The following is a 24,415-nucleotide window of genomic DNA, read 5'->3' as shown; positions in this document are numbered from 1 at the left end:
GAGAATTGGGGTCCGCAGGGAAAGCTAGGATCGGTCTATGCCGCCCGTTGCCGATTACAGTTAGAAAATGATGAGTCAGACCCTATTCAAAGCCGTCTTCAGATTCAGGCATTTGGCTAAAGGCATCGTGGTAAACCGTGTTTTGGGGCGGCAAGTGCCCACCTGTTGCCATGATTGAGGGATTGTCGCCCACGCCCGAAACGCCGCTGGCGCTGATGCTGCAATTTGTGATTGCGGTGCTGGCGGGCATTAGCGGTCAGGTGGTGGCGGCCTTTTTCAACGTGCCCAGCATTGTGTTTTTGCTGATTTTTGGCATTGTGCTGGGGGGCGACGGGCTGGACTGGCTGCATCCGCAGTCCCTCGGTGTGGGTCTGGAGGTGATTGTGGCGCTGTCGGTGGCGCTGATCTTGTTTGAAGGCGGGCTGAACTTGGAACTGCGGCAGCTCAGCACGGTATCAGGCAGCCTGCGGAACCTTGTCACCCTGGGTACGCTAATTACGCTGCTGGGCGGCGGCATGGCGGCCCACTGGCTAGGCGAATTTCCCTGGGCGATCGCCTTTCTTTATGCCTCGCTGGTCGTCGTTACCGGACCGACCGTGATCAGCCCGCTCATGAAGCAAGTGCAGGTCGATCGCCAGGTATCCAGCTTGCTAGAAGGCGAGGGCGTGCTGATCGATCCGGTGGGCGCGATTTTGGCGGTGGTGGTGCTGGATGTGATTCTGAATGGCAACGCAGCGCCGCTGTCGGTAGCCAGTGGGCTGCTGCTGCGGCTGGGCATTGGCGGCGGCATTGGGGCACTGGGCGGCTGGCTGCTGGGGCAATTTCTCAAACAGGCGAAGTTTTTGTCGGAAGGGCAGAAAAATCTGGTCGTGCTGGCAGGCGTGTGGGGCTTGTTTGGGCTGGCCCAGAGCATCCGCAGCGAGTCGGGGTTGATGACGGTGGTGCTGGCGGGGTTGGTGCTGCGGGCCTCGTCGATTCCTGATGAGCGGCTGCTGCGGCGGTTTAAGGAGCAACTGACAATTTTGGCGGTGTCGATTTTATTCGTGCTGCTGGCAGCGGATTTGTCGATCGCCAGTTTGTTTGCGCTGGGCTGGGGCGCTGGGCTGACGGTGCTGGCGCTGATGTTTGTCGTGCGGCCGTTGAATGTGGCGGTATGTACCTGGAACAGCGGGCTGAACTGGCGACAGAAGCTCTTCATGTGCTGGGTTGCGCCCAGGGGCATTGTGTCTGCATCGGTGGCCTCGCTGTTTGCGATTTTGCTGACTCAGCGCGGCATCAGCGGTGGCGAGGCGATTAAGGCGCTGGTGTTTCTGACGATCCTTTCGACCGTGTTTTTGCAGGGGCTGACGGCGCGGTGGGTGGCAGAATGGTTAGATATTACGTCTAAGCAGGCGACGGGGGCGGTGATTGTCGGCTGCAACCCGCTAAGCCTGCTAATTGGGCGCATGTTTCAGGAGCGGGGCGAGTCGGTGGTGCTGATCGACACTGACCTGGCGGCGTGCAAACTGGCGGAACAGGAGGGTTTGCGGGCGATCGCCAGTAGTGCGCTCGATACCGACGTGCTGGAGCAGGCGGGACTGGGGCGGGCAGGCACCTTTTTGGCGCTGACCAGCAATGGCCAGGTGAATCAAGTGCTGGCGCAGCGGGCTGCGGAGGAGTTTCAGCCGCCCCGCGTGCTGGCCGTTGTGCCGGGAGATTTGAGCCAGGAGACTGAACCCGTGGCGACCACCACCAGTGTTGCTAGCGCCTCCACAACCTCTCCCGCCTCGCCCAAGGTGCAGCCCGCCTTTGTGCCCAAAATGCCGCTGAAAACCTGGAACCGTTACTTGGAGGATCGCGATGTGCGCTTGGGAGAAACCGTCCTTCAGGAGCCGATCCTGGTCGAGCAGCAGGTGCATCTGGCAACGCTGATTGCGGACGGCAAGCTGATGCCGCTGCTGGTAGAGCGCGACGGGCAGCTTCAGGTTGCCTCGACGGAGGTCTTGCAGGAGGGCGATCGCCTCTTGTACCTGTGGCACAATCCCAAATCCAAAATGCTGAAACGATTGGGCGGCAGCAACCCCAACGCCCGTCTGATGCCGGAGCGCATTGCCGAGGTGGAAACCTTGCCCCAGCCCTCAGTTGAAATCGAACAGCTTTTGTCGAAATCCATCGCTGCTGCGCCTGTCACTGAGGAGGTCGAGGGCGATCGCCCTGACTCCACGGTTCCCGACGACACCCCCGACGACACCCCTGACGAAATCCCTAATGCAATCCCTAATGAACCCAGAGGCGAAACGCCCCAAGCTACGGCCGATGCTCTAACTTCCGGCATTGCGCCAGACGATGCGTCAGAAGCGCCCGTCTCCTAGCAGTCTGACTGATAGAAGTCTGACTGCTTGACCCAGATTGCCAGACCACCGCCGCGTCCCCGTGCTGCCAAAAAGTGGGGCGTAGCCTGAAAAAAGGCAAAGAAAGGCAACTTGGCGATCGCCTGTGCCGCAAATGCTGCCGCTGATTCTTCGCGCAGGGTGCGCTGCCACAGGGGGCGATCGCCCGCGCCAATTGCCATTTTGGTAAAGTCAAACGCCAGCAGGTTCTTTTTGGACTGAAAGCGGCAGGGGCCAGTAAACCGCAGCCACAGCCCGCCCAAGGTCACCTGATTGGTAATCATGCCTTGGTTTGTCGCTGCCTCATCCGACGCAAAGCCAATCTGCGCGGGCACAAACTGGGGCCAATAAAAGCCCGACCCCAGCCGAATGCCTCGCCTGCGGGCTTTGCGGGCGGTGGTGGTAAAACAAAGCCGCCACTGTCCTAATAAATTTTCAAATGCAAGGGGCATTTTTTGGTGTCGTGCTGCCGATTCTGCTGCCAGCATGGCTGCCACCAGCGTTTGCGCTGAGGGGCGATCGCCGCCATTGCAAAAGGCCGCCGCAGCCTGAGACAGCGTGGCGATCGCCCGTTCTTCGGTCATCTCCAACGATTGAGAATCAGTCATTTCAGATGCCTGATCAACAGTCAAAATCCACCCTTACCTGCGTCCAGAGCTTGTGACAACGCTTGAAAGTCAGCCTGGAAAATCAGCCCTGACAATCAGCCCACCACTCTCAATCCTAGCGAGAGAGGCAACTGCCCGTCTGCGCCAGCAATCTATTCAACCACCGGCGCACTGGCTTCACCACCAGGCGCATCCAGTTCCAATTCCAAATCTTCGGAATTTTCTAGATAGTGGTTCAGCAGCCGCTTTTCGTAGCGACGGTTGCGGCGACGACCTTTGGCGGGCGTGGCCCGCTTGTGCGATCGCTTGTCTACCACCAGATGCTCTAGATCGGAAGCGTCTTCCCAATGCTGCAAGTCGTTCGGCGAAGTGCGTCTGGGCATATTTAGAAATCGGGGAGCGAGAACGGTTCTCCGCAGTCAGGACATCACTCAGGCTTGGCTTTGTTAACTCATATTAAGCTCGGTCTAAGGGTTTTGCTACGGTTCAGGATGAAACTTTGTTAGAACTTACGCAGTTGGACGATTTCCTGGCCGCTAGAAATGACCCATTTGCCCAACCGCATCCCCGTCTCGGTGCTAGTTCCTGCCAAAGACGAGGAGCTAAATTTGCCTGCCTGTTTGGAAAGCCTTGCCCTTGCTGATGAGATTTTCGTGGTGGATTCGCAAAGCGGCGATCGCACCGCCGAAATTGCCGCAGACTATGGCGCAAAGGTCGTACAGTTCCACTTCAGCGGGCGCTGGCCAAAAAAGAAAAATTGGGCCCTCGACCATCTCCCCTTTCGCAACGAGTGGGTGCTGATTGTCGATTGCGACGAGCGCATCCCGCCTGCCCTCTGGAACGAAATCGCCCAAGCTATCCAAAATCCAGCCGTCAACGGCTACTACCTAAACCGTCGCGTCTACTTCCTGGGCAGATGGATTCGCCACGGCGGTAAGTATCCCGACTGGAACCTGCGCCTGTTTCGCCATGCCAAAGGACGCTACGAAAATCTGCACACTGACACTGCCCCCAACACGGGCGACAACGAAGTGCATGAACACGTCTTCCTGGAAGGAACCGCAGGCTACCTCACCACCGATATGCTCCACATCGACTATCGGGATCTCTACCACTGGCTAGAGCGCCACAACCGCTACTCCAATTGGGAAGCCCGCGTCTACTACAATCTACTCAATGGCATGGATGAAGCCGGAACATTGGGCGATCGCACCTCCGGCTGGTGGAGCAACGCCGTCCAGCGCAAGCGCTTCCTCAAGCTGCTGTGGGTACGCCTGCCGTTTCGCCCCATCCTGCGCTTCATCCTGTTCTACATCCTGCGGCTCGGCTTCCTCGACGGCCGCCCCGGCTACATCTACGCCCGCCTGCTCAGCCAGTACGAATACCAGATCGGCGTAAAGCTCTACGAGTTGCAACAGCTTGGCGGGCGGCTGAATCCGCAACTGGATTTGGATGATGGGATGAGGTGATGATGGGATGATGAGAAAGAAGTTGCCTCATCTCCTCATCTCCCTCTCTCCTCATCTCCCTCTCTCCTCATCTCCATCATCTCCTCATCCTTTCCCCATTCCCCAACGCCATGCTAGAAAAACTCAACACCCTCCTCGGCCGACACCCAGAAAACGTCAAAGCCAACGTCGAAATCTACACCTGGCAAACCTGTCCTTACTGCATCCGCGCCAAGATGCTGCTGCGCTGGAAAGGCGTAAACTTCACCGAATACAAAATCGACGGCGACGGAGCCGCCCGCGTCAAAATGGCCGAACGCGCCAACGGTCGCCGCAGCGTGCCTCAAATTTTCATCAACAACCAGCACATCGGCGGCTGTGATGATCTCTACGCACTGGATCGCCAGGGGGAGTTAGACCCTCTATTATGGCAAGCGGCAGCAGAAAACTAAGATTTATCGGTTAACCACACTTTCTGTTTAGGGATCTGGATACGTATTCCTGGTGCCAGCTCAACTTCTTCAGGAATTTCGCGCCATTCATGCTCATTCGTAAAATCTTCTTTCAGCCAGCGGCATAAATCTTTCATGTCCCTCAATCGCAGAAGCTTTTGGTTATTATTAGCAAACCATTTTGCATCTGGGGTAAAGCTAGTATTAGTGACTAGCATACCCATATGAAAGGGAGAAGTGTGTGAATTTAAAACACCATGAAAATCACGAACATCACTCACTGAAGTCTTGCGATCTTTACGATGATGCTTTGCTTGAACAGCTAACAGAAAAGGAACTGTGAGGTTCTTTGGATATGCAATGATGTCTACGCCACCATCTTTTCTATAGACATCTCCAACCAGTTTAGGTTCTAATCCCAGGCGTTCCAGTCTATCTGCAACAAAATACTGAAACTTGTCTGGAGGAAGTTGCTTTAACCTATCTAAGTCCTCAAGGAACCATGAAAGGAGCTGTTCAGAAAACTGAGACAAAGTAACCGTATATGGCTCAGCACTGCCCCACTTTTGCTCAGAGAGTCCCTTTACCTGTTGATGCAAAAATAAATGCATTGGATGAGGGCCAGTACGCCAGTGCGGGTTTTTCTCCTCAATAAACTTTAGTGCATAAAGTTCATCAGGCTTTAGACGATACTCTCTTACAGCTCGAGTTTTAGTAACAAAACCGTACTTCTCTGAATTCTCAGATCTACAAGCTCTACAAAGAGATACTTCAAGGATTGGGTGCTTTGCTGTAGTTTTCTTGCCGCACTCAATACAAGTAAGTTTAGGCATTACTACACATCAAGTTAGTATTTCTGCACTAGCTTAGCTCTGGATTAAGAGCTTAAACAACTCTAAGAGAAACTGTTTACTATTTCTTCACGCACTAAGCTCCGCGAATCTCATCCAGCTTTGCCCGCACCGCCTGGATATCCTGCCACATCAGCCACTTCGGGCTGCCCTTCTCGCGGGACTGATTTCGCAGCAGATAGGCGGGGTGAAAGATCGGCATATAGAAGCGGCCGTCTTGCTCGATCCACTGGCCGCGCACCTTGGTAATGCCCTGCTTGATGCCCAGCAAGCCCTTCAGCGCAGTAGCCCCGGTGAGCAAGATAATCTTGGGGTTAATCAGCCGAATTTGCTCCATCAGGTAGCCCTTGCAGGCATCGGCTTCGGCGGCGGTGGGGGTGCGGTTTTCCGGCGGGCGACACTTCACCACGTTGCAGATGAACACGTCCTCATCGCTCAACTGCACCGATTCTAGAATTTTGGCGAGCAACTGACCCGACTTGCCCACAAACGGCAGCCCGGTTTCGTCTTCGGTTTGCCCTGGCCCCTCGCCGACAATCATCACGGGCGCAGCCAGGCCGCCACGCCCAATGACTGCATGGGTGCGATTTTGCCCCAGTTCGCAGCGCTGACATTGGTCGCAGTGCGCCTTCATTTCCTCCATCGAGGCGTAGGTTCCCGGTGGAATGGGGATGCGGACGCTGGTGGGAATTTGGGACGGGTCGAAGCTGGCAGATGCGGCAGGCGTGGCGACCTCCGCCAGACTGAATAAGTCAATTTGGTCTTCGCTCGCCATTGGATTTGGTCTAGGGCTTGGTGATCAGAGATTAAATCTATGGAAGCTTCATTGTAAAACGAATCAGCAATCCGAACCGGCCAATACAAGCCAGCGCGATCGCCCTCCCCTCTTCCCGCTCCCCCTCTTCCCGCTCCCCCTCTTCCCTCTTCGTTCTTCCCTCTTCGTTCTTCGTTCTTCCCTCTTCCCGCTCCCCTCTTCGTTCTTCGTTCTTCCCTCTTCGTTTTTCCTTTTTCCCTCTTCCCGCTTCCTCTACACCTCCACCGGCTCCTTCACCCTAGTCCGATACGTCCCTGCGGACTCTGCGGTCGCCACGCCGCCCTCACCCGTAATCAGCCGTGCGCCGCGCTTGCGGGTGAAGTAGTTCCAACCCCACTGGAGCATGACAATAAGCTTGTTGTCGAACTCGATTAGATAGTAAATGTGGGCAAAGACCCACGCAAACCAGGCGGGTGGCCCAGAAAACTTGACGAAGCCCAGGTCAACCACCGCAGCATTTTGCCCGATGATGGCCAAGCTACCTGGATCTTTATAGACAAAGGGTTCTACGGACTGCCCCTGGATGCGTCGCTGGAGGGTCTTGGCGACGTATTCACCGGCCTGCACGGCGGCCGGTGCGACACCCGGAATGGGGCGATCGCCTTGGTGGGCATAGTGGGCCAGATCGCCGATGACGAAGATATTGGGATAACCCGCGATGCTGAAATCAGGTTCCACGATGACGCGCCCGACGCGATCGCACAACGCACCCGCCCGATCGGCCAGCACCTTGCCCATGCCAGAGGCTTTTACCCCTGCCGCCCAGAGGATGGTGCGAGCGGTCATTGTCTCAATCACGGGATTATCCGGCGTGCCGCTTTTCAGCGTTACCACGTCGCCGCTGTCGCTGGGTTCAATCTGCGTCACCAGGGTTTTGGTGCGGACGGTCACGCCCAGACGGGATAACGATTCAGCCGCCTTTGCCGACAGGTCAGGATCGTAGGGTGGCAGGACGCGATCCATGCCTTCCAGCAGCAGGATGGTGGTTTCTGAGGTGTCGATGTTGCGGAAGTCTTCTTTGAGCGTGCGGTAGGCCAGTTCGGCGATCGCCCCGGCTAGCTCTACTCCCGTCGGCCCGCCGCCCACAATGACAAAGGTGAGCCATGCTTTGCGCTTTTCGGGGTCGGTTTCCTTCTCTGCCGCTTCAAAGGCGACAAAAATCCGGCGGCGCATTTCCAGGGCATCTTCAATGGTTTTCAGCCCCGGAGCCGTGTCGCGCCACTGGTCGTTGCCAAAGTAGTGGTGGCTGACACCCGTTGCCACAACCAGCGTGTCGTAGGGAAGCTCCTGCTCTCGCAGCTTTAGCACTTGTGCCTGTGGATCAAGATCAACCGCCTCATCCATCAGCACGGTAATGTTTTTGTAGTCGCTGAGAATGCCGCGCAGGGGCGAAGAAATGTCGGCTGGCGACAGCGTGCCCGTTGCCACTTGATATAGCAAGGGCTGAAACAGGTGAAAGTTGCGCTTGTCTACTAGCGTTACCTTAATGTCTTTTGCGCGTCCCAACGTTTTGGCGGCGTATAGACCGCTAAATCCGCCGCCAATGATGACGACGTGGTGCGGTTCTGGTGTTGCGATCGCGTCCATAGAGGTTCTCAGGCGATTCTGTGTTGAGGACATTAAGCGCCATGTTAGCCGCCTGAATTGGGGATGTCGTGTGTAACGTTGTACATTTACGGCATCTCTGCATAAATAAAAGCTTTAAAGATTTGGGCGGTTCTCCTCTGCCGAGCCAACAGCCTTGGGGGGGAGCTTCCCCCCCAACCCCCCCGCTTGGGAACCCGCTTCCCCCCAAACCCCCCTCCGAAGGGCGCTTCGGTGAGTTAGAGAGAGGTCGCTTCGCATTGCACGGATGACGGGGGCGATCGCCCCTGTTGCCTGCAAAAATTGCCTGCCTCTGGGGCACTTTCTCAGTGCGATTTCTCAGTGCGATTTCTCAGTGCGATTTCTCAGGGCGATTTCTCAGGGCAAGGCCTCACGCGAAGGCGGCTGTGAGCCATGTGGCAAGCCAATAGACCAGCGGTGCGAGGAAGGGGGCTGGCAAGAAGGAGCCGACGCGCACCTTGCCGATTTCTAGCAAGTTCAGCCCGATAGACAGAATCATCAGGCCGCCTACGCCTGTTGCTAGCAGCACGGGCGGCGAACTGGCGGGATCGGGGAGCGCGCGGGCCAGGAGTCCGGCGGCTAGCGACAGTCCGCCTTGATACAGCAAAATTGTCAGGGTCGAAAAGCCGACACCAATGCCGTAGCTGCCCGTGAGGGCGATCGCCGCCAGTCCGTCCATCGTCGCCTTTAGCGTCAGCAGCCGCGCATCGCCCACCAGCCCGTTGTTTAGGCTGCCGATCATGGCCATCGGGCCAATGCAAAACAGCAAACTGGCGGTGACAAAGCCATCGGTAAAGCGACCCTTGCCTTTGACCCGATGTTTCAGCCAATCTCCGGCGATCGCCAGCCGTTCCTCAATCTGCCACCACTCGCCCAGCAGCCCGCCTGCCACCAGCGCCAACAGCCCCAAAATCACGCCGTCTACAATGCCGCCCCTGGACTGGTTCAGGCTGCCTGCCATGCTGATGCCGATAAACAGCGTTGTCAGTCCCAACCCCTGCTTGATCATCCGCTGCATCCGCTCTGGCAAGTGCCCGGTGAGCAGCAGCCCCAGGGCAGTCCCCAGTAGAACCGTGGCAACGTTGATCCAGGTGCCGCTGGTTTTTGCCCAAAAATCTAGCATGGGGTACAAGGTGACGGGGTGATGGGGCGAACTGCAAGGCTGGAGAAAACCCTCCAGAATCACCTTATCCCATCCGCTCCCCACTGCTTCTGCGGTCTAGCCGGAACCCGCCGCTCCCGTCCAGCGTCGTGGCTGCTCAGGGAATTCTGTGGGATGATCCTAGAAAAGGTCTTTTGCTGTGTTTTCCGCCTTCATGCATACTGCCGCCTGCCCAGAGGGCTGCCAAGCGCCCCATCCCCACACGGTGGATGTCCAGAAAAAAGCAAAACTGTTGTGGATGGCGCTGGGGCTGATTGGCGGGTTCTCGCTGGTAGAACTGGCGGTCAGCCTGTCGAGCCACAGTCTGGCGCTGCTGGCAGAGGCGGGGCATATGCTGTCGGATGTGGCCGCGCTGGCGCTGGCGCTGCTGGCGACGTGGATTGCGGGCTGGCCGCCGTCGGCGCAGGCTCCCTTTGGCTATCGGCGAGTCGAAATCTTGGCAGCGCTGGCAAACGGACTGGGGCTGGTGGCGATCGCCCTCTGGATTGGCTGGGAAGCAGTCGAACGGCTGCAACACCCCGATGCGGAAATTCTGGGACTGCCGATGCTGATTACCGCCGCTGTTGGGCTAGGCATCAACCTGGTCAACGCATCGCTGTTGCACGACCACAGCCACCATGATTTGAACCTGAAAGGCGCATTTCTGCACATGGTGTCCGACGCGATCGGGTCAGTCGGCGTGATTTTGGCGGCGATCGCCGTCTGGCTCTTTGGCTGGGCGTGGGCCGATGGAGCTATTAGCCTGCTCGTCGCCGCGCTGATTCTGGTCGGAGCCATCCCGCTCATCCGCCAAAGCCTGAACATCCTGCTGGAAAAAGCCCCCGCCCACCTCGACCCCGACACTGTGCAGGCCCATCTGCTACAAACCGAAGGCGTGCAAGCGGTTGAGAATCTGAGGCTGTGGGCGATCGCCCCAGGTCAGATGGCTCTCACTGCCCACCTGACGGTGAACCCGCAGGATGGCCCAGAGCGCGATCGCCTCTTGCAAACCCTGCAAGCTTCCCTGCAAACCACCTTCGGACTGACCGACACCACGCTCCAACTGGCTGCCCCGCCCGCTACACCCCGAGTGAATCTATCGATGCCACCGAGCCTGGAACTGGTGGTCAAGGAATGATGGAGTCATGGAGTGACGGAGGGATGCAGTAAACTACTCATCACGCCCTCTCCCGTTCTCCCGCATGAAGATCGCCACCTGGAATGTCAACTCCATTCGCACCCGTCTAGAACACGTCATCAACTGGCTGACGGAGAATCCGGTGGATGTGCTGTGCGCTCAGGAAACGAAGGTAGTGGATGCTGACTTTCCGCTGGCTGCGTTTACCGATTTGGGGTATACCTGCTACGTCTCTGGGCAAAAGTCCTACAACGGTGTGGCGCTGATCAGCAAAACGCCGCTGGAGTCGGTCAGTTGTGGGTTCGAGCCTGTGCTAGGAGGGGCGATCGCCGCGCCGTTTGATGAACAGAAGCGAGTCATCACAGGCGTTCTCGATCAGGTTCGCATTGTTAACCTCTACGTGCCCAACGGCTCCAGCGTCGGCAGCGACAAATACACCTACAAGCTAAACTGGCTGGCGGTGCTGCGCGAGTATTTGGCAAAGCTGCTGGAGGAGAATCCCAAACTCCTGGTTTGCGGCGATTTCAACGTGGCGCTGGAAGATCGAGATATCCACGACCCCACCGGGCGCGAAAAAGAAGTCATGGCTACCGATGCCGAACGGCAGGCGCTGCGGGCCATTCTCGACTTGGGGCTGGCGGATGCGTTTCGCAAGTTTAACCAGGAAGACGGACAGTTTAGCTGGTGGGACTACCGCGCCGCAGCCTTTCGCCGCAACTTGGGCTGGCGTATCGACCACCACTACCTCAGCCCGCCGCTCTATGCCGAGGCCAAAAGCTGCATCATCGACAAAGCGCCGCGCCAGCTAGAAAAGCCCAGCGACCACACGCCAGTAATCGTGGAGTTGTAAATTGCGTAAATTGCGTGAATTGCCTAAATCGCTAGTAAGGTTTCCCGCTTTTTGCGCCGCACATCACACCGTCAACAAAAACCAGGACTATCGTCTGGCTGCGTAAGTCAAAAAAAAGAGAGCAACTCCATTGCCCTGTCAGCCCTAAGGGTAAATGGCTCGTTGCTCTCCAGGTTCAACGTGAGCTTGCTGAGCCAATAGCAGCGCAGCGACTCACAGCAGCGACTCACGCTTGAGGAGGTCTTCAATAAGTGACCTCTTGCGTGCTGTTTAGCAGCTAGACGGACTATCTTGGCTCGCCGCAACCCCGGCGGGGGAAGCAACCGGGAGGTTACCTAGAACTCTCCCTCAACCAAGGCTCACCTTGACGACGCGATTTTTTTCTTCCTCGGCCTTCGGCAAGGTTAGGTTCAAGATACCGTCCTTGTATTCAGCCGTTACCTTATCGTTTTGGATGCGGCTCGGCAACGGAATCACCCGCTGAAACTTGCCATAGCGGAACTCCGTTCGGGTCATGCCTTTTTCTTCGGTTTTGCTTTCCGACTTGCGTTCGCCGCTGATGCTAACGGACTCTGCCGAAACCTCAACATTGAGGTCTTTGGCATCCATGCCAGGAACTTCCAGCCTCAGGTGAATCGCTTCACCCGTTTCTTCCATCTCTGCCAGCGGCATGAAGCTGGTCAGCTTGTGGTTTTCTGTAGTCGCTGGCAGGAACTCATCAAACAGCCGATTCATTTGCCGTTGTAGCGTTTCAATCTCACGGAATGGTTCCCATCGAACGAGTGCCATATCCATCGCCTCCTAGAAACAATAGTTTAAGAATGTGGAATTAACGCTAGTTAGGGTTATCGTCTGAGTCGTTGCCTCGCCAACACTTCCGATAAGGGAGTGAGCTTTTGTTGGTTTAGCTGGTTGGTTGGACGGGGCGTTTCCGAACCTCAGACGACTGATGGCTGACAGTCATTATGGTATGGCAAGCGATTCAGGAGTGGGGGTCGGTTTTTTGGACTCGCTGGGTTCTCATTCCCGTACCAAACCGCTCTTTCATCACAGCCCTAGCTCAAGTAGGAGCCAGCGTCAGGGGGCAACAGCACTAGCTGAGGCACGACTTTCAGCCCAAATTCTTCTTCAAAACAGCCCTTTTTGCCATCCAGGCTCCACAGTTCCAGAGCGCAGTCGTCGTTGGGGTGGGTTGGATGGATTAGCAGGCGAAACTCCTGGTGAGCGGGCACTACCTCGCAGGTGATGCGGTCGATTGCGCCGATTTGGCGACGATCCAGGGCGACCGCCATCCGCAGCAGCGTGTTGAGCTGTTCGACGACTTTTCGGTGCTTTTTGGTCGTCAGGCTGCGGTAGTTGTCGTGCTTTTTCTTGGGACAGCTTTTGCGGTGATAGCGAGACAAATTGGCGATCGCCTCGATTTCAATCTCTGTATAACCCAGCAGGTCACCATTGCGAATCAGGTAGTAGGAATGCTTGTGGTGGGCAGAGTGGCTGATAAAGTGTCCACAGTTGTGCAACATGGCGGCTGCCCACAGCAGCTCTCGCTCCTCGTGTCCCCAGTTGTGTAAGATGCCCTGGGTCTGGTCAAACAGGCTAAGGGCCAGGGTCGCCACCCGTTCAGCATAGGGCAGGTTCACCTGATATTTTTGAGCGGCACGGAGGACGCTGCGCTGGCGAATCGAGCTTTGGAAACGCAGGCGGTCTTCGATCAGCCCGTGGGTCAGCATCCAGTCCACGACCAGCCCTTCCCGGAGCGATCGCTCGCAAATCGTTACCGAATCCAGCCGCAGTAGCTCCATCGCTTCCTGCAAAATCAGCGCCCCCGCCACGATAATCTCTGCCCGCCGATCCGACATTCCTGGCAAGGCGGCTCGCTCGGCCATCGTCATGCGGCGCAGCCGAGTCACCATTTCGCGCAAGTCGGCCAGGGGAATTTGATAACCATGCAGCGGATCGGGCACGGTGCCCGTGTGCTCGCGGGCGTGCAGGGCGGCCAGCGTTTCAATGGTGCCGGAGGTTCCTACTAAGCGCGGCGTTTCCCCAGCGCGAACTTTGCTCAGCAGTTCGTCCACCGAGCGCTCCAACATACCGCGCACATAAGCTCGCAAATAGTTAAACTCACTGCTGCTGATGGGGTCGGTGCTGACCATTTCCGTCGTCAGCCGGACTGCGCCGACTTTGGTGCTGGTGAGGCAGCGCGGCTCATGGCCGTCGCCCAAGATTAGCTCCGTCGAGCCGCCGCCGATGTCGATAATCGCATGGGGCTGCTCGTTAAAGGCCATCCCCGACAGTACGCCCAGATAAATTCGCCGGGCCTCTTCCTGACCCGAAATCAGGTCAATTTCCAGCCCCAGCTCGTTTTCTACTAGTTGCAAAAAGTCGCGTCCATTGGGGGCTTCGCGCACGGCGCTGGTGGCTACGGCCACGATCGCCTCGGCATGGAGCGTCTGGGCAATGTCTTGGCAGCGGCGCAGCGTGGCGATCGCCCGTTGCATGGCCGCCTGAGTCAGATTGCCTGTCGCGCGATCGCGATCGCCCAGACGCACCGTCGTTTTTTCTCGATTAATGATGGTGAATGCGGGCAGCGTGGGGTCAATCTTCACCACCACCATGTGGATTGAGTTCGTCCCAACATCAATCGCAGCCAGAATACGGTCTTGAATCACGGCAGAAGACATTGGGGTTGGCAGCACACTGTTGCGCTTAGAGAACACACTAATCATCCGGAGATTCAGGGTTAGAGAAGCACAGGAGCAAGCTTGGAGTCCACAGCCTGTTGCAAGCCCAGTGCCAGGGCAGCAAACGCCGTTTTACGAACAGATGGGTATTCACAGGTTTGTAGACTAGGGCGATCGAAGTTCAGTGCCCCAGCGAACTTGTGTTGTCTTTCGCGATTTCTAGTCGCTAGTTTCCGGTCGCTAGGTCTACACTAAGGCGCTTGTATCCGCAGTCATACAGACAGATTCAAGTTTCAAAAAACCTGATCCGGTCATTTCTCAAAACCCCAAACGCTTTGGGATTCCAGAGACTTGCCTTTCAGAAGCTATTTATACCGTTTATTCAAAATCTAGACTCCGTTGAATCACTTAATGGATTACCTAGAGTTTCCCCAATCTTAGCCCGACACTCAGCGCAAAATCATGAATTCCTGACGAAGCATTCATTCAAACCGACCCGCCCCTAAATCGGTAAAATAGGAGTGTGTATTAAGAAGTATTTCAACATGGCAGATCAGCTCGTGCGGGCAACCGCAGCCAGAGGTGGCATTCGGGTTGTGGGCGCAGTCACCACCCGCCTCACAGAAGAAGCCCGCCAGCGCCACCAGCTTTCCTATGTCGCCACGGCTGCCCTGGGGCGGACAATGGTTTCCGGGCTGCTGCTGGCCTCCAGCATGAAGCGGCCCGAATCGCGGGTCAACATTCGCGTGCGCGGCAACGGCCCCTTGGGGGTAGTCTTTGCGGATGCGGGGCTAGATGGCACCGTGCGCGGCTATGTGCAAAATCCTGGGGTAGAACTCCCTACCAACAGTCGGGGGAAACTCGACGTGGGCGCGGCGGTTGGCTCCGAAGGATTTCTCTACGTGGTGCGCGACATCGGCTTTGGCTACCCTTATTCCAGCACTGTGGAACTGGTGTCGGGCGAGATTGGCGAAGACGTGGCGAATTATCTCGTCGTGTCGGAGCAAACGCCGTCGGCACTGCTGGTGGGCGTGTTTGTCGATCCGGACGGGGTGACGGCAGCGGGCGGAATGCTGGTGCAGGTGTTGCCCAAGGCAGCCCGCGACGAAGCTCTGGTCGAAAAGCTAGAATCTCGACTGGCTGCGCTATCTGGCTTTACCAGCTTGCTCAAGGACGGGAAGACCCTGCCGCAAATTTTCGCCGACCTGATGGGCGATATGGATTTGGAAATCTTGCCCGAAAGCCAAATGCTGCGGTTTCACTGCGGCTGCACGTTTGACCGGATGCTGGGCGCACTGAAGTTGCTCGGCGAAGAGGAACTGCGCGACATGATCGCTAAAGACGATGGTGCAGAAGCCACCTGCCATTTCTGCAACGAAGTCTATCGTGCTAGCAGCAACGAGCTGGAGCAGTTGATTCAAGAGTTGCAAACCGAATCGGTTGGCTAGCCGCCGCTGCCTGACTGCGAAACCTACCTCTCGAATCGGCCTCTCGAACCGGGCTATGGACTCTTGATGGCCCGGTTTTATTTTTTCGATGCTTTTATTTTTCCGCTACAGCCCTGTTGCCATCAGGCTGCCGCTGATCTGTGGCTAATCCGTTGCCTGAAAAAATGTTGTGCAGGCTATTTCAGAACTTTGCGATCCTCCTTTAAGATCTGGATGAACTGTAAATATACGTAGGCAAGTCCTAGAAAAACTACTGAGAGGGCTAGAGGGCGATCGCCCTTTCTATGCACTCTGCTAAACCCCCAAATCTGTACCCTGCCGGATCTGTGCTGTCTTTGAATCCAAACCCTGATGGGACTCCCGTTCATCAATCTTGACCAATCGACATCATGAATCCGCCAGGCATTTCTGCACTCGGTCGGGCGACGGTTGATGCATCCTGCACCGGCGCTCAGTCCCAGCGCATCGCTTTGATTGACTATGCAAAGGGCATCGGCATCTTTCTGGTGGTTTTTGGGCACGTCCTCCGGGGGCTAACTGGCACTGTTTTGCAGGAAAACGCCCTAACTCAAGCCCTCGACCAGTGGATCTATGCCTTCCACATGCCCCTGTTCTTTTTTCTGTCTGGCTACCTCGCCGAGCGTTCCGTCTCAAAACCGCTCGGCACAGTGGTTTCTAGCAAACTGCGGGCGATCGCCTATCCCTATTTCCTGTGGTCCGCAATTCAGGAAACGCTGCGCCACCTCGCAGGCATCAGCGACCAGCCCCTGAGCAGCCTTTGGCGCATCGTCTATTCCCCAATTTTGCAATTCTGGTTTCTCTACGTCTTGTTTGCGGTTTCGCTCGTGTACCTGCTGCTGCGAAAGCTGAAGGTTCCTGTTGCAGTGTGCTTCGCAGGATTTGCGCTGCTGTTTGCCTCCGAGTTTATCGACCTCAGCCTTGGCCCCTGGCCGGTGCTGTACATGATTCGGCTCAACGCAGTTTACTTTGCCTTGGGGGCGATCGCCAGCGGGGTTGATTGGGTTGGGCGGCTGCAAAAGGTGCAGCGTTCGATCCTGCTGCCCAGCGCCTTTTTGGGGTTCAGTCTCATTGCGCTGGCTGCCATCGTCAATCTGACCAGCCTCGAAGCCTGGCTGTTTCCGCTGGCGGTGCTGGGTATTGTTGCCAGCCTGTCGCTTGCCGCTTATCTAGAGGATCTCCAGCGAATTTCCTTTCTGCAAACTTGGGGGCTGCGCTCCTTAGAAATTTTTGTGGCTCATACGATTTTTACTGCCGCAACCAGGATTGTCCTGCAAAAAGGGATGAACCTTAACCAGCCTGTCATTCACATCATTGTGGGCACAGCCCTTGGACTGGGCGCGTCTCTGTTGCTATATCGTCTGTCTGTGCAGCTTCGCATTCTATGCCTATTTAGATTGCAGCCCCCCCCTGCCAGTAGCTGTTCGCCCAAAATCTCTTAGAATCAGGACTTATGGCAATTCTTGATTTTGGATTTGCAATTTTGGACTTGCGATTTTGTAATCAGTCTATGCATATTCGCGGCCTCGAGCAGTTTTATCCGGAGCGCCACGGATGAAGGCTGGTGTTAGGTGCCTGCGGTGAGAGCCTCAGGGCTGCCAGGTCAGCATCAACCCCGGCGGACGGGGCTGAGTCAGGTGAGCAAGCTGACAGTCAAACCCGTTGAGTTCCGCTATTCTCTGGAAACGAGCTAGCCTAGATGCACTAGAATAGCGACTGCCAGAGCGCTAAGCCCATTGCACCAGACCGTTGAAGGTTTAGCACCAGGGTTTAGAACTGAGAAAAAGGTCAGACAGAAGGTAGGGCATGACGAGAAACCGACAGGCATCAGGAGACGGGGAGGCAGACAAGGTGCGTCGCCTGCCCAGCCGTTTGCCTGCGTCCCAAAACGCTAGGACTCGTCGGGGCGCGGCTCGGAGCGCTCGGCCCGCAGATGCCCCGCCGCGAGAGACAGGTCGGTACGAGTCGCGCAGTCGGGCTGCGTCTGCTCGGCGCGATCGCCCGTTTGGCGAAGGGATGCCGTCGTCTGCCCAGCCCCCGCTACGGGTTGTGCCTTCGGTTGCGCGATCGCCCAAGGTTCAGACGCTTCCTGCCGTGCCCACCGACCGCAACAGGGATGAACCATCGGTGCGGCCCCGCAGTCCCCTGGTGCGGTTTTTCACAAGCTGGCAGCTTTGGGTTTTGGCGGCGACGACGGGCTGCATTGGGGCGGGCGTGCTGGCGGCGGCGCTGCTGTTCAAACTGCCCGCACTGCCCAACTGTCCGTCGATTTTCTGGCCGACGGCCTCGGCTTCTCTGCGGATTTACTGCGCCCAGCTTGCGTCTAATAAGCAAACGGTGGACGACCTGCTGGAGGCGATCGCCCTGGTGAATACGCTGCCGCCCAACCACGCCATGCGTCCCGAAGCCGATCGCTACATCGCGCAGTGGTCAGACGATATCTTGAAACTGGCTGAGAAAGCCTTTCACAAGGGCGATCTTCAGGGGGCGATCGCCATCGCCGAGCGCATTCCCGACAACACGCCCGCCTTTGCCCAAGTCGAGCAGCGCATCCAGTCCTGGAAGAAGACTTGGGCAACCGCCGAAGCCCTCTACAAGCAGGCAGAAGAAGCCCTGTTTAACGACGACCCCACCAAAGCCTTTGATCTGGCGGTGAAGCTGCTCGATGTGGACAACGAATATTGGAAAACCACCAAATATCAGGAAATGGTGGATTTGGTCACGGCCTCGCGGGAAGACGGCAAAAAATTGGCGCAGATTCGCCGAATGGCGCGGCGTGGCGGTGCGAGTAACCTGCTAGAGGCGATCGCCCTGGTGCAGGAAATCAAGAAAACCAGCCCTGCCTATCCCGCGGCTCAGCGGTTGCTCAACAGCTTGGGCAAAGATGTGCTGAATCTAGCAGACGAGTACCTGAATCGGCGCGACCTGCCTGGCGCAATGGATCTGGTTCGCAAGATTCCTGAAGGGGCGCGAGTGCAGGCAGAAATTCAGGACTTCACCGCTTTGGCCCAGGCGCGGGCCCAGGCATGGGACGGCAGCGCCTCGGATATCGAAGCCGCGATCGCCCAGGCGCTCCGCATTCGCCGCGATCGCCCGCTCTATGGCAAGGCCCAGCAGTTGATTAGCTATTGGCGCGTCGAGCTACAGGATCTAGTGCATCTGTCCCGCGCCCAGCAATATGCGGATTTGGGCACCGTGAGCGACTTGCGGGCGGCGATCGCCGAAGTCAACAACATTCCCCAAGGGAATCCCCGCAGCCGCGAAGCCCGCCGCCTCGCCAGCCGCTGGATCACCGACATCGAGCTACGAGAAGACCGCCCCACGCTGACCCAGGCCGAGGAAATTGCCCGCGCAGGCGATGCCGATTCGCTGCAAGCGGCCATCAGCATTGCCCGCCAAATCGGTTCTGGTCGCGCCCTGTCTGCCGAAGCCCGCGATCGCATCCAGACTTGGCAGCAGCAACTCACTGCCCTACAAACGCCGCCCCCTGTCGAAACGGTTCCTGTGTTTGCACCGCGCCCGTCTGATCCGGTCGTGCTAGACAACGGGTTGCCGTCTACCCTCCGCACGGTGCCCGCGCCCTCTGGGGTCAGCAATGCTGCCGAGGGCAACCCGCGAGATTTCGCGTCCGTCGATCGCTCGACGCTCCAACTTGCCCAGAGCGCTGCCAGCGCCGGTACGCCCTCCATGCTGATTTCTGCGATTCAAACCGCAGACCGAATTCCCACCACCAGCACCCAGCGTGCCGAAGCGGATCGCCTAATTGCTGAATGGAGCGATCAGGTCTTGCAAATTGCCCAGCAAACCGCCGCCGAGAGCCTAGAAGGGGCGATCGCCATTGCCAAAGGCATTCCCCCCCGCACCCCCGCCTACGCGCCAGCCCAGCTTTGGATTGAGCAGTGGCGACAGCAATCGCTCAACGCCAACACGGTTCAGTTTCCGAACCCGTAGTCGGCCGCAGCGAACAGCAAAAGGCGCAACACTTCCCGACCACAATCTGCTATAAACTGCTTTCAAATCAAAATTTGCAAGCTAAAACTTGGGATCTGTAGGTTTAGGCTGTTCATCCACCCTGTCCCCAATCCCCAACCCTCAATCTTTGACATCTTGACATGCTGACCAGCGAATACATCGAAAAAGCCGAAGCCACTCGCGTTCGGGTTCTTAGCGAAGCCCTGCCCTACATTCAGCAGTTTGCAGGGCGCGTCGTGGTGGTGAAATACGGCGGCGCAGCCATGAAAGACAGCAACCTCAAGGAAACCGTCATCCGCGACATCGTGTTTCTTTCCTGCGTGGGGTTGCGGCCCGTGGTGGTGCATGGCGGCGGCCCCGAAATCAACACTTGGCTGAACAAGCTGGGCATCGAGGCGCAGTTCAAAAACGGGTTGCGCGTGACCGATGCGGCCACGATGGATGTGGTGGAAATGGTGTTAGTGGGCCGGGTGAATAAAGAGCTAGTGGCGCTAGTAAACCAAGCGGGCGGCTCGGCGGTCGGGCTATGCGGCAAAGACGCGAACCTGATCAAGGCGCGACCCCAGGGCGAAGAGGGCATCGGCTTTGTAGGTGAGGTGCAAAGTATAGATACCAAGCTGATCGAGGCGCTGGTGCGGGAAGGCTATATTCCCATCGTGTCTAGCGTGGCGGCAGACGACAAAGGACAAGCTTATAACATCAATGCTGACACTGTAGCAGGCGAACTAGCCGCCGCGCTAGGAGCCGAAAAGCTGATTCTGATGACCGACACACCGGGCATTTTGAAAAACTACCACGACCTTTCGACGCTGATTCCTCGACTGGATATCCAGGAAGCGCGGCGGCTGATCGAGTCGGGCATTGTTTCCGGCGGCATGATTCCCAAGGTCAACTGCTGCGTGCGATCGCTCGCCCAGGGAGTCAAGGCAGCCCACATCATCGACGGCCGCCTGCCCCACGCCCTGCTGCTGGAGATCTTTACCGACGCGGGCATTGGCTCTATGCTAGTTGCTTCAGATTTTATGGGATAGGTGCAGCAAGGGCATGGCGGCAAACCCAGAGGCGCTGGAGCGGGCCAGAGCGCTCTTTCAAGCGGGCAAGCAAAATTTTGAAAGCGGACGCTATCGGGAATCGGTGGACTGTCTGGAAAAGTCCGCTGCGCTTGTGGAGCGGGGCGGCAAGCTGGGCGGTGAGGTGCAGATTTGGCTGGTGACGGCCTATGAGGCCGCCGGACAGACTGACATGGCGATCGCCCTCTGTGAGCAACTGGTGCGCCATCCCGACGTAAAGACCCGCAAGCAGAGCCGCCGCCTGCAAACCATCCTGACCGCGCCACGCCTGCGGACGCGCCCCGAGTGGCTGACTCAGATTCCTGACTTGGGCGGGCTGGAAGCCGCCAACGCCGAAGATCAAAAGTCCTACGCCGCGCCCAGTCGCCCCCCGTCGTCGCGTCCGAAGCCCCGCCCCAAGCCTGATCCAGAGCCGCTTGATCTGAGCCAGGTCAATACCAAAGACAACTCCTTTGTGTGGATTTCTTTAGGGGCGATCGCCCTGATTGTGGCTGGACTCCTCTGGTTCGGCTACGCCTGATTGAAACTACGCCTTAGAGACAACGGGGCAAGAAGAACAGCGAGTCCGTTGCGACTCAGGAACCGAAAAACTTCGCTATCATAAAGTTAATAATTCGTAATAAAACGCCATGAGCCAACTCAGCCTAGAGCAGATCAAGACCCAGCTCGACAGTCCCAAGTCGAGCGATCGCATGGTCGCCCTGGCCATGCTGCGCGATATCCCTTCAGAGTCGGCCGTGCCGCTGATTCTCAAAGTGCTGGATGACGAAAGCCTGCAAGTGCGCTCGATGGCGGTGTTTGCCCTAGGGGTCAAGCAAACAGACGAGTGCTATCCCATCCTGGCGCAGATTTTGGAAAACGACCCCGACTATGGCATTCGCGCCGATGCGGCCGGGGCTTTGGGCTATCTGGGTGACTCTCGTGCGGTCGAGCCGCTGCTGCGAGCATTCTACGAAGATACGGATTGGCTAGTGCGCTTTAGCGCTGCCGTATCGCTGGGCAACCTGAAAGACCCCCGCGCCCGCCACGCCCTGCTGCAAGCGCTGGAGAGCGATGAGGTGGTGCTACATCAGGCGGCGATCGCCGCGCTAGGAGAACTCCAAGACCTAGAAGCGGTCGAGGCAATCCTGCGCTTTGTAGACTCGCCCGACTGGCTGGTGCGCCAGCGCCTCGCCGAAGCCCTGGGCAACCTGCCCACGCCCAAGAGCATTGCCGCGCTGCGATACTTGCTGCGCGACAGCCACCCCCACGTATCAGACGCGGCGGCGCTGGCGTTGCAGAAGTTGGAAGCGGTGGAGTGAGGAAAAGGGAAGAACGAAGATAGAAGAGAGAAGAACGAAGAGAGAAGAGAAAAGGATTGTCGGTTTTCGTTCTTCTTTTTTCGCTCTTCTTTTTTTATCTTTAACTCCGCAAGCTCACCTGGAACTTCTCTTGGAGCGCTTCGCGGACTTTCTGATGCACTGGCTCGATGTCTTCGTCGGTCAGCGTGCGATCGTCGGCTCGGTAGACCAGTCGAAACGCCAGACTGCGCTTGCCTTCGGGCACTGACTCGCCACGATATTCATCAAATAGTTCTACAGAGTCGAGCAGTTTGCCTGCCGTCTTGCGAACCGCCCGCTCAATTTCCGCAACTGAAAACTGCACGGGCGCAAAAAACGCCAGATCCCTGTCAGAGGCCGGGTAGGCCGAGTAGGGCTTGAAGACAGGCGTGACCCTGGCTTCGTCGGACATGTCTTCTAGCAGCAGATCTAGGTCTAACTCGAAGGCATACACTTCATCCGGCAATCCCCGGCGCTGGCGCTCTTGGGGGTGTAACTGTCCAAACGTGCCCAGCCGCTCGCCCCTGTACCCAAAGCGAGGCAGTCCGTCCCCGGGTGCAGCAGCGGGTTTCGCCGATCGGGCTGAAATTCAACCGCTACGCCAAGCTGTCGAAACGCGCTCTCCAATATGCCCTTGGCTTCAAACCAGGTCATCGGCTGTTCGCGGCCACTGCGAACCCAGCGCCCGACCGATGTATCACCACCCAGAATCCCAGCGAGGCGATCGCCCTCATATAGCCCGTCTTCTTCGCGCCAAAACACGCGCCCAATTTCGTAGGCATTCAGCGCCCCGTTGCCCTGCTCCAGGTTGTACTGGAAGGCATCGATTAGCGCTGTCAGCATTTCAGTCCGCAGCGCAGAATATTCCACAAACAGCGGGTTGCTGAGGGCAATCTGGTTATCGCCGTCCGGCTTCACCAGCGAATAGTGAATCACCTCCGTCAGACCCACCGCTTTGAAGGCGCTGTGGATTTGTCGTGTCAGGGCGTAGTCGGGCGACAGGAAGCCCAGTTCGGTCTTGGCAGGCAGCGTATCGCAGAAGTTGTTGTAGCCGTAAACCCGTGCCACTTCCTCGATCAGATCGATTTCGCGTTCCAGATCTCGATGACGATAGGGCGGCACGCTCACCCGCCACACGTCGCCCGCTGCCGAGATCGGGGTTAGTTCGCAGCCCAGCGCCGTCAAAATCCGCTCTACCTCGGCGGGCGGCAAGTCGCCAATTTCGCCCTCGCCCGGACGCGCCTCTTTGTCTAGTTCGATGGGGCCAAGCACTTGGTTCAGCCGCTCCAGCCGCAGTTCAATCGTGCGCGTTGCCATCGCGCCGCCCGGTCGCGCATCGGCTACCGTCTGCGCCCCTATCGTACCGCCCGCCAGTTCTACCAGCAGCGCCAGCGCCCGCCGACAGGCCAGTTCGAGTTCCGCAGAGTTCACGCCACGCTCGTAGCGGGCCGAGGCCTCAGTGCGGAGTCCCTGCGATCGCGCCGATCGCCGAATGGCTACCGAATCAAAAACTGCTGCTTCCAGCACCAGATTCGTCGTGTCTGCGTAAACTTCGCTGTTTTCGCCACCCATCACGCCCGCCAGCGCTACGGGCTGGTCGTTTGCCGTAATCAGCAGCGTTTGGTCGGTCAGCTTTCGCTCCTGGCTGTCCAGCGTGGTCAGCGTCTCGCCGCTGCGGGCAAAGCGCACACCAAGCGTTAAATCTGAAGAACCCGCAATAGACCGGAGGCGATCGCCATCAAAGGCGTGTAGCGGCTGCCCCCCACTCCAGCAGCACGTAGTTGGTCACGTCCACCCACGTTGTTAATCGGACGAGTGCCCGCCGCCTGGAGCCGTCGTTGCAGCCATTCAGGAGAAGGGGCGATCGCCACCCCCTCAACAACGGTTCCTATATAAATCGGGCAGGCTCCCGGCTCCGAAATCCGCAGCCCCAGTTCTTTTCCAGCAGACTTGACGGGCAACTCGGGCACTGTCGGCAGCTTGAGTTTTGCGCCCGTCAGCGCCGCCACCTCCCGCGCAATGCCCACCATGCTCAGCGCATCGGCTCGGTTTGCCGTCGAGGTCAGATCTAAAATCACATCGTCTAACCCCAGCAGCGGACGGGCATCCATGCCTACCTGAAGCGAGTCTTGCGGGAAGATATGAATGCCCTCTGACTCCTTCGCCAGCCCCACCTCCGCCAGTGAGCAAATCATCCCCTCCGAGGGCACATCCCGCAGCTTGCGGGGGCGAATCGTTAGGTCAATCATGGGCAGATGCGTCCCCAGCGTCGCCACCGGAACGTAGATATCAGACCGCACATTCGCCGCACCGCAGACAATGGTGGAAGGCGTGTCAGCCCCGATGTCCACCTTACACACGCTCAGCTTGTCAGCATTGGGATGGGGCTGACGATCCAGCACTCGACCCACCACTACGCCATCCGCCCAGGTGCGGCGATCCTCAATCTCTTCTACCTCAAACCCCGCCATCGTCAGCATATCCGCCAGCGCTTCTGGAGATACGTTGATATCGACTAGCTCTCGCAACCAGTTCAGAGAAATTCGCATCGCCTATCGTGCCTTTCTGCCCAACAAAAATTAACGTGGTCAAAATCTAATCTAGTCCAGCCCTGGCACGGCTACATCCAGA

The 24,415-nt window shown here is 57.6% G+C and carries 21 protein-coding genes and 1 pseudogene; 11 read left to right on the top strand and 11 right to left on the bottom strand.

Features of this window, described 5'->3' with window-relative positions; genetic code table 11:
• The first annotated feature begins 170 nt into the window (after positions 1-170).
• Complete coding sequence (locus O77CONTIG1_RS10765) at positions 171-2,351, top strand: cation:proton antiporter (protein ID WP_084782504.1); 2,181 nt, start codon at positions 171-173, stop codon at positions 2,349-2,351.
• Here O77CONTIG1_RS10765 and O77CONTIG1_RS10760 read toward each other — a convergent pair.
• Together O77CONTIG1_RS10760 and O77CONTIG1_RS10755 are read right to left on the bottom strand one after the other, a co-directional pair.
• Entirely contained in the window at positions 2,348-2,977 is a 630-nt protein-coding gene (locus O77CONTIG1_RS10760; protein WP_225894743.1) for a hypothetical protein, read from the bottom strand. The genes O77CONTIG1_RS10765 and O77CONTIG1_RS10760 overlap by 4 nt on opposite strands.
• Positions 2,978-3,129: 152 nt before the next feature.
• Positions 3,130-3,360, bottom strand: a complete 231-nt coding sequence (locus tag O77CONTIG1_RS10755) for a hypothetical protein (protein ID WP_068510466.1) — start codon at positions 3,358-3,360, stop codon at positions 3,130-3,132.
• A gap of 159 nt (positions 3,361-3,519) precedes the next feature.
• Here O77CONTIG1_RS10755 and O77CONTIG1_RS10750 point away from each other — a divergent pair, with 159 nt between their 5' ends.
• Both O77CONTIG1_RS10750 and grxC read left to right on the top strand, forming a co-directional pair.
• Positions 3,520-4,446, top strand: coding sequence for a glycosyltransferase family 2 protein (locus O77CONTIG1_RS10750; RefSeq protein WP_068510464.1), 927 nt, complete (start codon positions 3,520-3,522; stop codon positions 4,444-4,446).
• 110 nt (positions 4,447-4,556) lie between these two features.
• Complete coding sequence (gene grxC / locus O77CONTIG1_RS10745) at positions 4,557-4,877, top strand: glutaredoxin 3 (protein ID WP_068510462.1); 321 nt, start codon at positions 4,557-4,559, stop codon at positions 4,875-4,877.
• Here grxC and O77CONTIG1_RS10740 read toward each other — a convergent pair.
• The 4 genes from O77CONTIG1_RS10740 to O77CONTIG1_RS10725 form a co-directional block, all read right to left on the bottom strand.
• Entirely contained in the window at positions 4,874-5,710 is an 837-nt protein-coding gene (locus O77CONTIG1_RS10740; RefSeq protein WP_084782502.1) for a restriction endonuclease, read from the bottom strand. The two genes, grxC and O77CONTIG1_RS10740, sit on opposite strands and share 4 nt — an antisense overlap.
• A gap of 94 nt (positions 5,711-5,804) precedes the next feature.
• Positions 5,805-6,503 (bottom strand): uracil-DNA glycosylase family protein, encoded by a 699-nt coding sequence (locus O77CONTIG1_RS10735; RefSeq protein ID WP_068510458.1) that lies wholly within the window; start codon positions 6,501-6,503, stop codon positions 5,805-5,807.
• A gap of 252 nt (positions 6,504-6,755) precedes the next feature.
• Positions 6,756-8,129: an NAD(P)/FAD-dependent oxidoreductase gene (locus O77CONTIG1_RS10730; protein ID WP_068510456.1), complete on the bottom strand. Its 1,374-nt coding sequence runs from the start codon at positions 8,127-8,129 to the stop codon at positions 6,756-6,758.
• A 388-nt stretch (positions 8,130-8,517) separates the two neighbouring features.
• On the bottom strand, positions 8,518-9,270 hold the full coding sequence (locus O77CONTIG1_RS10725) for a DUF554 domain-containing protein (RefSeq protein WP_068510454.1): 753 nt from the start codon (positions 9,268-9,270) through the stop codon (positions 8,518-8,520).
• 193 nt (positions 9,271-9,463) lie between these two features.
• On the opposite strand from O77CONTIG1_RS10725, the gene O77CONTIG1_RS10720 reads away from it, so the two are divergent.
• Positions 9,464-10,426, top strand: a complete 963-nt coding sequence (locus O77CONTIG1_RS10720) for a cation diffusion facilitator family transporter (RefSeq protein WP_084782500.1) — start codon at positions 9,464-9,466, stop codon at positions 10,424-10,426.
• A gap of 64 nt (positions 10,427-10,490) precedes the next feature.
• The gene (gene xth, locus O77CONTIG1_RS10715; RefSeq protein WP_068510451.1) at positions 10,491-11,276 is read left to right on the top strand and encodes an exodeoxyribonuclease III; all 786 of its coding nucleotides are present in this window, start codon (positions 10,491-10,493) and stop codon (positions 11,274-11,276) included.
• Between the two features lie 348 nt (positions 11,277-11,624).
• Here the strand turns inward: xth and O77CONTIG1_RS10710 are convergent, their stop codons facing one another.
• Positions 11,625-12,065 (bottom strand): Hsp20/alpha crystallin family protein, encoded by a 441-nt coding sequence (locus tag O77CONTIG1_RS10710; RefSeq protein WP_068516410.1) that lies wholly within the window; start codon positions 12,063-12,065, stop codon positions 11,625-11,627.
• Between the two features lie 266 nt (positions 12,066-12,331).
• A complete protein-coding gene (locus tag O77CONTIG1_RS10705) occupies positions 12,332-13,957 on the bottom strand; it encodes a Ppx/GppA phosphatase family protein (RefSeq protein ID WP_225894742.1) in 1,626 nt (541 codons plus the stop codon).
• 545 nt (positions 13,958-14,502) lie between these two features.
• On the opposite strand from O77CONTIG1_RS10705, the gene hslO reads away from it, so the two are divergent.
• The 6 genes from hslO (at position 14,503) to O77CONTIG1_RS10675 (ending at position 21,766) form a co-directional block, all read left to right on the top strand.
• Positions 14,503-15,405 carry an Hsp33 family molecular chaperone HslO gene (gene hslO / locus O77CONTIG1_RS10700; RefSeq protein ID WP_068510447.1) on the top strand — a complete coding sequence of 301 codons (903 nt, stop codon included), beginning with the start codon at positions 14,503-14,505 and terminating at the stop codon, positions 15,403-15,405.
• Between the two features lie 389 nt (positions 15,406-15,794).
• Positions 15,795-16,865 carry an acyltransferase family protein gene (locus tag O77CONTIG1_RS10695; RefSeq protein ID WP_068510445.1) on the top strand — a complete coding sequence of 357 codons (1,071 nt, stop codon included), beginning with the start codon at positions 15,795-15,797 and terminating at the stop codon, positions 16,863-16,865.
• A 364-nt stretch (positions 16,866-17,229) separates the two neighbouring features.
• Positions 17,230-19,374 carry a tetratricopeptide repeat protein gene (locus O77CONTIG1_RS10690; RefSeq protein WP_156435151.1) on the top strand — a complete coding sequence of 715 codons (2,145 nt, stop codon included), beginning with the start codon at positions 17,230-17,232 and terminating at the stop codon, positions 19,372-19,374.
• 161 nt (positions 19,375-19,535) lie between these two features.
• Positions 19,536-20,426: an acetylglutamate kinase gene (gene argB, locus O77CONTIG1_RS10685; RefSeq protein ID WP_068510442.1), complete on the top strand. Its 891-nt coding sequence runs from the start codon at positions 19,536-19,538 to the stop codon at positions 20,424-20,426.
• 13 nt (positions 20,427-20,439) lie between these two features.
• Complete coding sequence (locus O77CONTIG1_RS10680; RefSeq protein ID WP_068510440.1) at positions 20,440-20,985, top strand: hypothetical protein; 546 nt, start codon at positions 20,440-20,442, stop codon at positions 20,983-20,985.
• Between the two features lie 109 nt (positions 20,986-21,094).
• The gene (locus O77CONTIG1_RS10675) at positions 21,095-21,766 is read left to right on the top strand and encodes a HEAT repeat domain-containing protein (protein ID WP_068510439.1); all 672 of its coding nucleotides are present in this window, start codon (positions 21,095-21,097) and stop codon (positions 21,764-21,766) included.
• A 100-nt stretch (positions 21,767-21,866) separates the two neighbouring features.
• Here O77CONTIG1_RS10675 and O77CONTIG1_RS27875 read toward each other — a convergent pair whose 3' ends face one another.
• From O77CONTIG1_RS27875 to ytpR, 3 genes and pseudogenes are all read right to left on the bottom strand, one after another.
• The gene (locus O77CONTIG1_RS27875; RefSeq protein WP_317134251.1) at positions 21,867-22,250 is read right to left on the bottom strand and encodes a hypothetical protein; all 384 of its coding nucleotides are present in this window, start codon (positions 22,248-22,250) and stop codon (positions 21,867-21,869) included.
• 140 nt (positions 22,251-22,390) lie between these two features.
• A pseudogene (locus O77CONTIG1_RS27870) lies at positions 22,391-23,503 on the bottom strand (phenylalanine--tRNA ligase subunit beta); the annotation flags it as partial.
• Positions 23,482-24,333, bottom strand: a complete 852-nt coding sequence (gene ytpR, locus O77CONTIG1_RS27865) for a YtpR family tRNA-binding protein (RefSeq protein WP_317134250.1) — start codon at positions 24,331-24,333, stop codon at positions 23,482-23,484. The pseudogene O77CONTIG1_RS27870 and the gene ytpR, both read right to left, overlap by 22 nt.
• Positions 24,334-24,415: the final 82 nt, after the last annotated feature.

It is taken from the genome of Leptolyngbya sp. O-77 (genome assembly GCF_001548395.1).
In the GTDB taxonomy this organism is placed as follows: domain Bacteria; phylum Cyanobacteriota; class Cyanobacteriia; order Elainellales; family Elainellaceae; genus Thermoleptolyngbya.
The sequence above is the reverse complement of the archived record's forward strand: the minus strand, read 5'-3'. Positions and strand labels throughout refer to the sequence as shown.